Origin of the sequence: Burkholderia sp. Se-20378, from assembly GCF_017104665.1 — a bacterium.
In the GTDB taxonomy this organism is placed as follows: Bacteria; Pseudomonadota; Gammaproteobacteria; order Burkholderiales; family Burkholderiaceae; genus Burkholderia; species Burkholderia lata.
Map to the genome: position 1 here is coordinate 35,735 of NZ_JAAGPG010000013.1, position 13,215 is coordinate 48,949.

12 protein-coding genes are annotated in these 13,215 nt (G+C 64.6%); 4 read left to right on the top strand and 8 right to left on the bottom strand.

What is annotated here, in order from left to right; translation table 11 throughout:
* Positions 1-243: 243 nt before the first annotated feature.
* Both rpsO and G3N93_RS03895 read right to left on the bottom strand, forming a co-directional pair.
* Complete coding sequence (gene rpsO / locus G3N93_RS03890; RefSeq protein ID WP_006398792.1) at positions 244-513, bottom strand: 30S ribosomal protein S15; 270 nt, start codon at positions 511-513, stop codon at positions 244-246.
* Positions 514-620: 107 nt separating this feature from the next.
* Positions 621-1,880, bottom strand: a complete 1,260-nt coding sequence (locus tag G3N93_RS03895) for a branched-chain amino acid ABC transporter substrate-binding protein (protein WP_206132298.1) — start codon at positions 1,878-1,880, stop codon at positions 621-623.
* Positions 1,881-2,049: 169 nt separating this feature from the next.
* Here G3N93_RS03895 and G3N93_RS03900 point away from each other — a divergent pair, with 169 nt between their 5' ends.
* The 3 genes from G3N93_RS03900 (at position 2,050) to G3N93_RS03910 (ending at position 5,174) form a co-directional block, all read left to right on the top strand.
* Complete coding sequence (locus tag G3N93_RS03900; RefSeq protein WP_174942611.1) at positions 2,050-2,562, top strand: hypothetical protein; 513 nt, start codon at positions 2,050-2,052, stop codon at positions 2,560-2,562.
* A gap of 382 nt (positions 2,563-2,944) precedes the next feature.
* Positions 2,945-3,586, top strand: coding sequence for a carbonic anhydrase (locus tag G3N93_RS03905; RefSeq protein WP_206132299.1), 642 nt, complete (start codon positions 2,945-2,947; stop codon positions 3,584-3,586).
* Between the two features lie 37 nt (positions 3,587-3,623).
* Positions 3,624-5,174 (top strand): SulP family inorganic anion transporter, encoded by a 1,551-nt coding sequence (locus tag G3N93_RS03910; RefSeq protein WP_206132300.1) that lies wholly within the window; start codon positions 3,624-3,626, stop codon positions 5,172-5,174.
* A gap of 71 nt (positions 5,175-5,245) precedes the next feature.
* Here the strand turns inward: G3N93_RS03910 and G3N93_RS03915 are convergent, their stop codons facing one another.
* The 6 genes from G3N93_RS03915 to G3N93_RS03940 all read right to left on the bottom strand — a co-directional run bounded on the left by G3N93_RS03915 (position 5,246) and on the right by G3N93_RS03940 (position 12,249).
* The gene (locus G3N93_RS03915) at positions 5,246-6,790 is read right to left on the bottom strand and encodes a 2-isopropylmalate synthase (protein ID WP_174942620.1); all 1,545 of its coding nucleotides are present in this window, start codon (positions 6,788-6,790) and stop codon (positions 5,246-5,248) included.
* Between the two features lie 319 nt (positions 6,791-7,109).
* Positions 7,110-7,982 carry a CDP-diacylglycerol--serine O-phosphatidyltransferase gene (gene pssA / locus G3N93_RS03920; protein WP_174942623.1) on the bottom strand — a complete coding sequence of 291 codons (873 nt, stop codon included), beginning with the start codon at positions 7,980-7,982 and terminating at the stop codon, positions 7,110-7,112.
* 15 nt (positions 7,983-7,997) lie between these two features.
* Positions 7,998-8,642 carry a phosphatidylserine decarboxylase gene (locus tag G3N93_RS03925; RefSeq protein WP_011352710.1) on the bottom strand — a complete coding sequence of 215 codons (645 nt, stop codon included), beginning with the start codon at positions 8,640-8,642 and terminating at the stop codon, positions 7,998-8,000.
* A 127-nt stretch (positions 8,643-8,769) separates the two neighbouring features.
* On the bottom strand, positions 8,770-9,786 hold the full coding sequence (gene ilvC / locus G3N93_RS03930) for a ketol-acid reductoisomerase (protein ID WP_174942625.1): 1,017 nt from the start codon (positions 9,784-9,786) through the stop codon (positions 8,770-8,772).
* Between the two features lie 95 nt (positions 9,787-9,881).
* The gene (ilvN, locus tag G3N93_RS03935) at positions 9,882-10,373 is read right to left on the bottom strand and encodes an acetolactate synthase small subunit (RefSeq protein ID WP_011352712.1); all 492 of its coding nucleotides are present in this window, start codon (positions 10,371-10,373) and stop codon (positions 9,882-9,884) included.
* Between the two features lie 112 nt (positions 10,374-10,485).
* Positions 10,486-12,249, bottom strand: a complete 1,764-nt coding sequence (locus G3N93_RS03940) for an acetolactate synthase 3 catalytic subunit (RefSeq protein ID WP_174942628.1) — start codon at positions 12,247-12,249, stop codon at positions 10,486-10,488.
* A gap of 355 nt (positions 12,250-12,604) precedes the next feature.
* Between G3N93_RS03940 and G3N93_RS03945 the strand changes: the two genes are divergently transcribed.
* The gene (locus tag G3N93_RS03945) at positions 12,605-13,168 is read left to right on the top strand and encodes an RNA polymerase sigma factor (RefSeq protein ID WP_011352714.1); all 564 of its coding nucleotides are present in this window, start codon (positions 12,605-12,607) and stop codon (positions 13,166-13,168) included.
* Positions 13,169-13,215: the final 47 nt, after the last annotated feature.

The following is a 13,215-nucleotide window of genomic DNA, read 5'->3' on the forward strand; positions in this document are numbered from 1 at the left end:
CGCGCGGCGGCGTCCCGACCGAATCACCCGGAGCAAGGTGTGTTTTTTATGCCATTCCAGCGCGGCACTCGTGCAGCGACGCGCTGGAATGACACAAATCCTGCCCCGGTATCAGTCGTTGCGGCAGCCCCGCACAACCGTGCCGGACAGCCTGCGGTGCGTGTGACGCTACGCACCGCGCAAAAACAAAATGCCTGTATCAGCGGACTGACACAGGCATCTTGCTGGCGGCAATCGCCTCGATTACTTACGCAGACCCAGCTTCTCGATCAGTGCGCGGTAACGGTCGGCATCCTTGCCCTTGAGGTAGTCGAGCAGCTTGCGGCGGCGGCTCACCATGCGCAGCAGGCCGCGGCGGCTGTGGTGATCCTTCGCGTGGGTCTTGAAGTGACCCGTCAGTTCGACGATACGTGCGGTCAGCAGTGCGACCTGGACTTCGGGGCTCCCCGTGTCGTTGGTACCGCGGGCGAACTGAGCAACAACTTCCGACTTCTTGATATCTGCAACAGACATGTGATTTCCTTTCTAACTGAACAGGCGGACACGGAAGAATGGCCGTGCCGTGACTTACAACCGGCGCGCATTGTAGCACAACTCCGCGCCGTTCTTACCGCCTCCTGTCACGGGCGCGTCATCGAGCAGGCGGACGGCATCTCCGTGCGCTGCGCCGGCACCGCGAGCACCGTCCGGAAGCCATAGCCCGAACCCTCGTTGTCGAAGCGCACACCCGGCGTGCCGACCTTGTCCATCTCCATCACGTAAAGGGGCTGGATCAACTGGTGATCCTGCGCGCGCATCCGCGACGCGTGGAAGCCGTCATCGAACGACAGGCCCTCGAGTGCGCGCGCGACCGCGACGGGGTCGGCCGACCCCGCGCGGTTCATCGCGGCGGCCAGCATCTCGATCATCAGGCTCATCCGTCGCACCGGATAGTCGTCCTGGGTGGCCGGAAAACGGTTCCGGAACGCGCGGTAGAACGCATCGGATTTCGCGCCGCCTGCGTTCGGGTGCCAGTCCGCCACGGCCACGACCCGCCCGACACCGGCATCGCCAAGCGCGGCCGGCGCGCCGAGGCTGTTGCCGTAGAAGGTATAGAACTTCGCATTCAGCCCCTGCTCGCGCGCCGCCTTCACGAGCAGCGTGAGGTCGTTGCCCCAGTTGCCGGTCACGACGGCGTCGGCACCGCTCGCGCGGATCTTCGCGATGTACGGCGAGAAATCCTTGATCCGCCCGATCGGGTGGAATTCGTCGCCGGCGATCGTCACGTCCGGGCGCCGCGCAGCCAGCGCCTGCCGGGCGAGCGTACTGACGTCGTGGCCGAAACTGTAGTCCTGGTTCAGCAGGTAGACCTTGCGGAGCGCGCGGTCGCGCGCCATCACATCCGCGAGCGCGGCCATCCGCATGCCCGCGTGCGCATCGAAGCGGAAATGCCAGAAACTGCAGCGCGCGCCGGTCAGCGCCGGATCGTCGGCCGAGTAGTTGAGGAACAGCATCCGGTTGTCCGGATCGCGCGCGTTCAGCTTGTCGAGCGCCGCGACGAGCGCAGCTGCGACGGCCGAGCTGTTGCCTTGCGTGACGAACCCGATATGGCGATCCGCGGCCGCGCGCAACTGTACGAGCGCCTCCTCCGGGCTACCCTTGCTGTCGAGCACCACGAGTTCGAGCGGATGCGCGCCGTCGCGCAGCTTCACGCCGCCCGCCGCATTGACCTGCTCGACGCCGAAGCGCAGGTTGCGTTCGACCGCCGCGCCCGCATTCGCGAACGGGCCCGACATCCCTTCGATCAGCGCGATCCGCACCGGCTCGCCGCCCGCAAACGCGGACGACACCAGCATCCACCCCGCGCTCAACGCGAGCGCACACCGCTTCCACCCCTGCATCGGCCACCTGCCCTTCAATCTGCCCGAGAAGCGCGGATCATAGGCCGGCGCCCCCGCCGCCCGCAAGCGCGGCGCTTCCGGCGATCCGCACCGATTTTTTCCTCGCGATGCGCGGCCGCGCGCCGTCCGTGATAAAACGGGACTTGTTTCCGTATTCTGGAGAATCCCCATGCGCATTCGCATTTCCGCGCGCCTGCCGATGCTGCTCGCCAGCGCCGCCGCGCTGCTGGCCGGTTGCGCGCAACCGTGGCAGCAATACCAGGCCGGCCAGGACGAGTCGGCGATCGTCGCACGCATGGGCCCGCCGCGCGAGATCTACGACCTGCCCGGCGGCGGCAAGCGCCTGATGTGGCCGACCCAGCCGATGGGCGAAATCACCATCGCGGCCGACGTCGATGCGGCCCACAAGATCGTCAACGTGCGCCAGGTCCTGCAGCCGAACGAGTTCTATCGCGCAGAGATCGGCAAGTGGACGAAGACCGACGTGCTCGTCAACTTCGGACGCCCCGTCGAGACGTCCTACTTCCCGCTGATGAAGCGCGAGGTGTGGACCTACCGGTATCTCGAGGACAACGTCTGGTACATGATGTACAGCTTCTACTTCGATCCGCAGGGCATCCTGCGCATCACGCAGAAAACGCCCGACCCGCTGCACGATCCGGACCGGCGCAACCTGTTCTGACCGATTACGCATTTACGCGCAATTTTCACCATGGCCATTCACGAATCATTGCGTGAATGGCCATTTCATTTTTTCCGCCCTCCTATTAATTCGGCAAATTCGACGGAAATCTTTTCCGATCGATGACATGCCGATGGCACCACGCTGACATCCCCGTCATACGGGCCTTTGCGCCGAAACAGGCACGCGCAGTGCATGTCATGCGGCGAACTGGTGCACGCCATGCACTACGCCAAATCAATTTGAAACAAATTGTTTCAACCCACCCGAAGCGCTAGGGCATACCCCTAATATCAGTCGAAACCAAACCTTTCAATTTAGAAAGAATGCCATTGCGTCATTTCTGCCGATATTCGTTTGCCTTTATCAAAAAGGAGTCCTCATGAATCGCCCCAAGAGCATGCTGGTTGCCAACATCGCCTGGGCCCGCGAAACGCGTGAATACACGCCCGGCTTCTTCGACGCGCTCGCGCGCGGCCAGAACCCGCGCGTGCTGTGGATCGGCTGCGCCGACAGCCGCGTGCCGGCCGAAACCATCACGCACTGCGCGCCCGGCGAGCTGTTCGTCCATCGCAACATCGCGAACCTGTTCCATCCCGACGACGACAATTCCGCCAGCGTGCTCGAGTACGCGGTGCGCGTGCTGCAGGTCGACCACGTGATCGTGTGCGGGCACTACGGATGCGGCGGCGTACGCGCGTCGCTGCTGCCGCCACCGTCCGACCTGCCGCACGTCGCACGCCGCATCGCTCCGCTGTGCGCGCTCGCGCGGCGCCATCGCGACGCGCTGGACGGACTCGACGACGCGGCCGCCGCCGACCGCCTCGCCGAACTCAACGTGCTCGAACAGGTGCGGCTGCTGCGCGCATCCCCGATCGTGCGGGGCCGCGAACGGCCGCCGCTCGTGCACGGCTGGATCTTTTCGCTCGCCGACGGCCGCCTGCAGGAACTCGATTCCGGCTACACCACGCCGACCGTCGACGTCGAACCCGTGCAGGCCGCGACGGCCGGCGCGCTCGGCTGACCTACCCCGCCCCCAAGCCAATGAAATCGCCCTAACCATGAAACTGAACGAGCGCCTGTCCACCCTGCCGCGCGACATCGTCGCCGGCGTCGTCGTTTTCCTCGTCGCGCTGCCGCTGTGTCTCGGCATCGCCAATGCGTCCGGCGTCGAGCCGTTCGCCGGGCTCGTGTCCGGCATCGTCGGCGGCATCGTCGTCGCGTTGCTGAGCGGCTCGTCGCTGTCCGTCAGCGGGCCGGCCGCCGGCCTCGTCGTGATCGTCGTCGAAGGGATCGCCCAACTTGGCAGCTTCTCCGCGTTCCTGCTCGCGGTGCTGCTGTCCGGCGTACTGCAGTTCGGGTTCGGCATGCTGCGCGCCGGCCGCTTCGCCGCCTATGTGCCGTCGCCCGTCATCAAGGGCATGCTCGCCGCGATCGGCCTCCTGTTGATCGTGAAGCAGATTCCGTTCGCCTTCGGTATCGGCGGCTCGGCCGCGCAATCGTTTGCGAATTGGCCGGGCCTGCCGGTCGCGTGGGCGGCCACGGCCATCGCGCTCGCCTCGCTCGCGCTGCTGGTCGCGTGGGACACGCCCGCACTGCGCCGCTTCGCGCTGGTGCGCTCGGTGCCGGCCCCGCTCGCCGTGGTCGTGCTGGGCATCGGCGCCACGCTCGTGCTGAGTGTCGTCGCCCCGTCGGTTGCGCCGGGCGCCGCCCATCGCGTGACGCTGCCCGAACTCGGATCGTTCGCGGCGTTCGCGGCGTCGCTCAAGCATGCGGAGCTCGGGCCGAACTTCGCGCAGCTCGTGAATCCTGACGTGTGGCGCGTCGCGATCACGCTTGCGGTCGTCGCAAGCCTCGAGACGCTGCTGAGCCTCGAAGCTGTCGAGCAGATCGACCCGAAGCGCCGGCCGACCCAGCCCGATCGCGAGCTCAAGGCCCAGGGCGTCGGCAATCTCGTCGCGGGCGCGGTCGGCGGGCTGCCGATCACGTCGGTGATCGTGCGCAGCTCGGTGAACGTCAATGCGGGCGCGCAAAGCCGGATGTCGGCGATCGTGCACGGGATGCTGCTGCTCGCGAGCGTGTTCGCGCTCACCGGCCTGATCAACCTGATCCCGCTCGCAAGCCTGGCCGCGATCCTGATCCACACCGGCTTCAAGCTCGCTAAACCGGCGCTGTTCCGCTCGGTGATGAAACAGGGGCCGGCCGCGTTCGTGCCGTTCGCCGCGACGATTGCCGGCGTGCTCGCGGTCGACCTGCTGTTCGGCATCGCGCTCGGCCTTGCCTGCAGCGTGCTGGCGGTCGCCGTCGCGAACCTGAAGAGCCCCGTCACGCTCGCGCAGCACGATGACCACTTCCTGCTGTCGTTCCGCAAGGACGTGTCGTTTCTCGGCAAGGTGCAGGTCAAGCATCACCTGCGGCACATTCCCGACCGGGCCGCGGTGATCATCGACGCGACGCGCGCCGACTACATCGATCACGACGTGCTCGAACTGCTCGACGCGTTCGTTGCCGATGCGCCGCGACGCGGCATCGCGGTCGAGTTCCGGCGGCGCAGCCCGGCACCGCGCGCGGCCGCGCGCCGCGGGCTGTTCCGTGCGCCAGCAGCCGAATGAGCGACGCATGAAAAACGCCCCGGCGGCGCAGGGCCGCACGGGGCGTTTCGGCGGAGCGCCGCGCGCGGCGCTTACGAGCGCTGCGGGTTGACCTTGTCGTCCTTCGAATGCAGCTTGTTCAGTGCGGAGATGTACGCCTTCGCGGATGCGGCGACGATGTCCGGATCGGTGCCGACGCCATTGACGATCCGCCCGCTCTTCGACAGTCGGACCGTCACTTCGCCCTGCGCCTGCGTACCGGTCGTGATCGCGTTCACCGAGTACAGCAGCAGCTCGGAACCACTGCCGACTTCGCTCTCGATCGCATTGAACGTCGCGTCGACCGGACCGTTGCCGCGTGCCTCGCCGGTCACTTCCTTGCCCTCGACCCCGAACACGACCTTCGCGTGCGGCTGCTCGCCCGTTTCCGAGTGCTGCGACAGCGACACGAACTTGAAGTGCTCCTGCTCGTGCGCAAGTGCCGATTCCTCGGACACGATCGCGATGATGTCTTCGTCGAAGATCTCGGCCTTGCGGTCGGCCAGATCCTTGAAGCGCATGAACGCGGCATTCAGTTCGCTCTCGCTGTCGAGCGACACGCCCAGCTCCTGCAGGCGCTGCTTGAACGCGTTGCGGCCCGACAGCTTGCCGAGCACGATCTTGTTCGCGGTCCAGCCCACGTCTTCCGCGCGCATGATCTCGTAGGTGTCGCGCGCCTTCAGCACGCCGTCCTGGTGGATGCCCGATGCATGCGCGAACGCGTTCGCGCCGACCACCGCCTTGTTCGGCTGCACGACGAAACCGGTGATCTGCGACACGAGCTTCGACGTCGGCACGATCTGCGACGTGTCGATACCGACGTCGAGACCGAAGTAGTCCTTGCGCGTCTTCACGGCCATCACGATCTCTTCGAGCGACGTGTTGCCCGCGCGCTCGCCGAGACCGTTGATCGTGCACTCGATCTGACGCGCGCCGCCGATCTTCACGCCGGCGAGCGAGTTCGCGACCGCCATCCCGAGGTCGTTATGGCAGTGCACCGAGAAGACCGCCTTGTCCGAATTCGGAATGCGTTCGCGCAGCGTCTTCACGAGGTTGCCGTACAGCTCCGGCACGCCATAGCCGACCGTGTCGGCGATGTTGATCGTCGTCGCACCTTCGGCGATCACGGCTTCCAGCACGCGGCACAGGAAATCCATGTCGGAGCGGCTGCCGTCTTCCGGCGAGAACTCGACGTTGTCGGTGAACTTGCGCGCGAAGCGCACCGCGAGGCGCGCCTGCTCGAACACCTGGTCGGGCGTCATCCGCAGCTTCTTCTCCATGTGCAGCGGCGACGTCGCGATGAACGTGTGGATCCGGAAGCTCTCGGCCGGCTTCAGTGCGTCGGCCGCGCGCTGGATGTCCTTGTCGTTGGCGCGCGCCAGCGAGCAGATCGTGCTGTCCTTGATGAGACCGGCGATCGTGTGGATCGCGTCGAAATCGCCGTTCGAGCTGGCCGCGAAGCCGGCCTCGATCACGTCGACCTTCATCCGCTCGAGGTGCTTCGCGATGCGGATTTTCTCTTCCTTCGTCATCGACGCACCGGGCGATTGCTCGCCGTCACGCAACGTCGTATCGAAAATGATCAGCTTGTCTGTCATGGGGGGCTCCAGGGCTCTTTATACGGAAGTCAAACGTAACGAGATCGCGCCACCGCTGGCGACGCTCAACAACAGACGAGGCTTGACGGGGGGCGAGAACGGTCAGCGCGGCAGGCGCGCCAAAGCTAGCGCGCGTAGCGGCGCACCGGCTAGAAGGAGGGAGAGGCGGGAAAATGCAGTCATGCCAAAGACTATAGCGGCATTCCGTTGGGTGCGCAATCGGACGGCACCCGGGGCTTCCGGCGGCACGGATCGAACAAGGGACAAATGAAAACGGCGGCCACCAGGCCGCCGTTTCCGGGCAAAAAACGCGCGTGCGTCAGTGATCGCGCTGCGACGAGCGCGCCGGATTCGCGCGCCCGCGGATGGCCATGTAGGCCCAGAACACGTAGCCGGACAGCCCGTACAGCACGAACAGGCAGAACAGCATCAGCGGCGGATCGGACGACACGAGCACGAACGCGACGACGACCAGCAGGATCGCCGCGAACGGCACGCGGTGCCGCACGTCGAGCGCCTTGCCGCTGTAGAACGGTGCGTTCGACACCATCGTCACGCCCGCGTAGATCGTCAGCACGAACGCGACCCACGGCAGCCAGCCGAGCTTCATCGGCACGCGGTTGTCGGTGGCGAGCCACACGAAGCCCGCGATCAGCGCGGCGGCGGCCGGGCTCGGCAGCCCCTGGAAGAAACGCTTGTCGACGACGCCGATGTTCGTATTGAAGCGTGCGAGGCGCAGCGCGGCGCCCGAGCAGTACACGAACGCGGCGAGCCAGCCCCAGCGGCCGAGATCCTTCAGCACCCACTCGTACATCACGAGCGCGGGCGCGACGCCGAACGACACCATGTCCGACAGGCTGTCGAACTGCTCGCCGAACGCGCTCTGCGTATGCGTCATGCGCGCAACGCGCCCGTCCATCCCGTCGAGCACCATCGCGACGAAAATCGCGATCGCGGCGATCTCGAAGCGCACGTTCATCGCCTGCACAACCGCGAAGAAGCCGCAGAACAGCGCGGCGGTCGTGAATGCGTTCGGCAGCAGGTAGATGCCGCGCGTCTTCAGGAACCGCTGGCGCGCGGCGCGGCGGCTCTCGATGGGCACCGGATCCTGTGCCATCACCTTGTTGCGGCGGAACGGGCGTGGCGTCTGGCCGGCGCCGTTGCGCGGCCGACGCGGTTTGAATGCGGCCATCGTGCGCCCCGCCGCTTACTGTTCGAGTTCGGCGAGGATCGTCGACGACGCGTAGACCTTCTCGCCGATCGACACCTTCGCGCGGCTGCCGAGCGGCAGGTACACGTCGACGCGCGAACCGAAGCGGATGAAACCGTAGCGCTGGCCGCGCGACAGCGGTTCGCCGGCGCGTACGTAGCAGAGGATCCGGCGTGCGACGAGGCCGGCGATCTGCACGGCGGTCACGGTCTTGCCGCTCGCCGTCTGGATCACGACCGCATTACGCTCGTTCTCGGTCGACGCCTTGTCGATCGCCGCGTTCAGGAACGCGCCCGGGAAGTACTCGACCTTGGAGATCGCGCCATCGACCGGCGAACGCTGCGAATGGACGTTGAAGACATTCATGAACACGCTGATCTTCAGCGCTTCGCGGTTCGCGTACGGGTCTTGCGCGGTCTCGACCGCGACGATGCGGCCGTCTGCCGGGCACAGCACCGCGTTCGGCTGCGCCGGGATCGGGCGCTGCGGATCGCGGAAGAACTGGACGACGAAGACGAGCAGCAGCCAGAACGGCCACGCGAAGCCGAAGCCCCCGACGGCGTGGATCAACAGCGCGATGACGGCTGCAATCGCGATGAACGGCCAGCCTTCGCGCGCGATGATCGGATGAGGATAGTTCATGGATTCGTTCTGTGTTCGGTGAATTGCAAAGCCCGTAGGATAGCAAAAGCCGCCCGGGGCACTGCTGCCTTCGGGCGGCTTTTTGGTACCGGCCCTCTATTCGAGGGGCCGGAACAGCACGCGGCGCTTAGTTCTTCGACTGGTCGACGAGCTTGTTCTTCGCGATCCACGGCATCATCGCGCGCAGCTTCGCACCGACTTGCTCGATCTGGTGCTCGGCCGTCAGGCGGCGGCGCGACTGCAGCGTCGGTGCGCCTGCCTTGTTCTCGAGAATGAAGCTCTTCGCGTACTCGCCCGTCTGGATGTCGGTCAGGCACTGCTTCATCGCCTTCTTCGTCTCTTCCGTGACGATGCGCGGGCCCGTCACGTACTCGCCGTACTCGGCGTTGTTCGAGATCGAGTAGTTCATGTTCGCGATGCCGCCTTCGTAGATCAGGTCGACGATCAGCTTCAGTTCGTGCAGGCACTCGAAGTACGCCATTTCCGGCGCGTAGCCTGCTTCGACCAGCGTCTCGAAGCCAGCCTTGATCAGCTCGACGGTACCGCCGCACAGCACGGCCTGCTCGCCGAACAGGTCGGTTTCGGTTTCTTCACGGAAGTTGGTTTCGATGATGCCTGCACGGCCGCCGCCGTTCGCTGCCGCGTACGACAGTGCGATGTCACGTGCCGCGCCCGACTTGTTCTGCGCAACCGCGATCAGGTGCGGCACGCCGCCACCTTGCGAGTACGTACCGCGAACCGTGTGGCCCGGTGCCTTCGGCGCGATCATGATCACGTCGAGGTCGGCGCGCGGGATCACCGCGCCGTAGTGGACGTTGAAGCCGTGCGCGAATGCCAGCGCTGCGCCCTGCTTGATGTTCGCGTGGACTTCCTTCGCGTACACGTCGGCGATCTGCTCGTCCGGCAGCAGCATCATCACGACGTCGGCGCCCTTCACCGCTTCCGCGACTTCCTTGACCGACAGGCCGGCGTTCTCGGCCTTGCTCCACGACGCGCCGCCCTTGCGCAGGCCGACCGTCACGTTCACGCCGCTGTCCTTCAGGTTCAGCGCGTGTGCATGGCCTTGCGAGCCGTAGCCGATGATCGTGACTTGCTTGCCCTTGATGAGGGAGAGGTCAGCGTCTTTGTCGTAGAAAACGTTCATGATGGTTCCTTCGCTAATTCAAAAATTCAACAATTCGTTCGGATGGAGTACTGCGGGCCGGGACATGACGGCGCACCCGGCGTGCCTGTCTGGCATCACACCTTCAGGATGCGCTCGCCGCGTCCGATGCCGGAGCTGCCGGTGCGCACGGTCTCTAGGATCGCGCCCGCGTCCAGCCCCTGGATGAATGCGTCGAGCTTGTCGCTCGCGCCCGTCAATTCGATCGTGTAGGTCTTTTCGGTCACGTCGATGATGCGGCCGCGGAAAATGTCCGCCATCCGCTTCATTTCTTCGCGCTCCTTGCCCACTGCACGTACCTTGATCAGCATCAGCTCGCGTTCGATGTGTGCACCGTCGGTCAGGTCCACCACTTTCACCACCTCGATCAGGCGGTTCAGATGCTTCGTGATCTGTTCGATCACGTCGTCGGAGCCAATGGAAACGATGGTGAGCCGCGACAGCGATTGGTCTTCGGTCGGCGCCACCGTCAAGGTTTCGATGTTGTAGCCGCGTGCGGAAAACAGACCGACCACGCGCGACAGCGCGCCCGGTTCGTTCTCCAGCAGGACGGAAATGATGTGTCTCATGTTCGCTTCTTCCAGAATGTGTCCGTGTCGATTCACTCGCGCCGCGCGCTGCCGCGTGCCGCACCGCCCTTCGTGAAGGCGGCCGCATCGGGCTCAGGCGCGCGTCGCGCCGTTACAGATCTTCCGATCCGAGCAGCATCTCGGTGATGCCCTTGCCGGCCTGTACCATCGGCCAGACGTTTTCGGTCGGATCGGTCTGGAAGTCGAGAAACACGGTGCGGTCCTTCAGGCGCAGCGCTTCCTTCAGCGCCGGCTCCACATCCGAGGTCTTTTCGATCCGCAAGCCGACATGGCCATACGCTTCGGCGAGCTTCACGAAATCAGGCAGTGCATCCATGTACGAATGCGAATAGCGCTTGCTGTATTCGATCTGCTGCCACTGGCGAACCATGCCGAGATAGCGGTTGTTCAGCGAAATGATCTTCACGGGCGTGTCGTACTGCAGGCACGTCGACAGTTCCTGGATGCACATCTGGATCGAGCCTTCGCCCGTGATGCACAGCACGTCGTCGTCCGGGTGCGCCATCTTGACGCCCATCGCTGCCGGCAGGCCGAAGCCCATCGTGCCGAGACCGCCGGAGTTGATCCAGCGACGCGGCTTGTTGAAACGGTAGAACTGCGCCGCCCACATCTGGTGCTGGCCGACGTCCGAGCACACGAACGCATTGCCGTCCGTCAGCTCCCACGCCTTCTCCACCACGTATTGCGGCTTGATGATCTCGCTTTCGCGGTCGTATTTCAGGCAGTCCTTCGAGCGCCAGCCCTCGATGTCCTTCCACCATTGCGCGAGCGCCTCGGTGTCAGGGCCATGCTCGGCCGTCTGCAGCTGCTCGATCAGCTCCTTCAGCACTTCCTTCACGTCGCCGACGATCGGGATGTCGACCTTCACACGCTTCGAGATCGACGACGGGTCGATGTCGATGTGGATGATCTTGCGCGGACGCGACGCGAAGTGCGCCGGGTCGCCGATCACGCGGTCGTCGAAGCGGGCACCGATCGCGATCAGCACGTCGCAGTGCTGCATCGCCATGTTCGCTTCGTAGGTGCCGTGCATGCCGAGCATGCCGAGGAATTTCTTGTCCGACGCGCGATAGCCGCCAAGGCCCATCAGCGTGTTCGTGACCGGGTAGCCGAGCAGGTCCGCGAACTGGTTCAGTTCGCGCGACGCGTCGGCGAGGATGATGCCGCCACCCGTGTAGATGTACGGACGCTTCGCCGTCAACAGCAGCGACACGGCCTTGCGGATCTGACCCGAATGGCCTTTCGTGACCGGGTTGTACGAACGCAGCGACACGTTCTTGACGGGCTCGTACTCGCACGGCGTCTTCGAGATGTCTTTCGGGATGTCGATCAGCACCGGGCCTGGACGGCCGGTACGGGCGATATAGAACGCCTTCTTGACGGTTTCCGCGAGGTCGCGCACGTCCTTCACGAGGAAGTTGTGCTTCACGCACGGACGCGTGATGCCGACGGTGTCGCATTCCTGGAATGCATCCTGGCCGATCGCGGCCGTGGGCACCTGGCCGCTGATCACGACCATCGGGATCGAATCCATGTACGCCGTGGCGATGCCGGTCACCGCATTGGTGACACCGGGGCCCGACGTCACGAGACAGACGCCGACATTGCCGGTGGAACGCGCATACGCATCGGCTGCGTGCACGGCCGCCTGTTCGTGGCGCACCAGCACGTGCTGAATCTTGTCCTGCTTGTAAAGCTCGTCGTAGATGTAGAGTACCGAGCCGCCGGGGTAGCCCCAGATGAATTCGACGTTTTCATCGGCCAGTGCCTTCATGAGCACGGTACCGCCGATGGAGTCGCTATCGGGAGGGGAAAGGGGTTCCGACGTGGAGAATTCCGCGCTGGGCATGTTCATTTTGACCTTTCGAATTTTCGGCAAAAAATTGATCGGGTGCTCTCTGCCGGGCTTGTGGCTCGGGTTCAAGCGGCGCGTCCAGTTTGAAGGGCAGGCTTCTTGGGCCAGCCTCAAATGAGACCATCACTTCATGTTGCGAATCATTGACGATAGCGGGTCGTGAATGGGCCGTCAAGCAAAATATCCCGCAGCGCATCATGGGCAGCGCCCGGCACCCCGCCGCCGCGGCTCGCGCGCAACGTACGGCGCCCAACCCGGTGCCAAGCGGCGCGAAAATTTGATAGCATCCGCGGGTTTTACGAAATTTTTCGACCTTTTACACCACGCAGCGGCCCGCAGCGCATACCTTCACGGAATGGCATCAGACAAGGAACTCGCCGACTTTCTGGCGGGCGTCGAAAGGCGCGCGTTCAAGCAGGCTGCGTACGCCGTGCGTGACGACGATGCGTCGCTCGACATCGTGCAGGACGCGATGATCAAGCTTGCGGAGAAGTACGGCGACCGGCCGGCGGCAGAACTGCCGCTGCTTTTTCAGCGGATCCTGCAGAACGCGATCCACGACTGGTTCCGCCGGCAGAAAGTCCGCAACACGTGGGTCACGCTCTTCTCGTCGCTGAACAACAGCGACGACGACGACTTCGACCCGCTCGAAACACTCGAATCCGCGGACGACAACGCGGGCGTCGAGAGCAGCGAGCACCGCCTCGAACGAGAGCAGGTTCTGGCCCTGATCGACGAAGAAATCCAGAAACTTCCGGCGCGTCAACGGGAAGCGTTCCTGATGCGTTATTGGGAAGATATGGATGTCGCCGAGACTGCCGCCGCTATGGGGTGCTCCGAGGGCAGCGTGAAGACGCACTGCTCACGGGCCACCCACACGCTGGCGCACGCGCTCAAGGCCAAAGGAATCACGCTATGAGCTCCGCTCCCGCAAATCGAGAACACGAATTCGCGTTGAAGGTACGT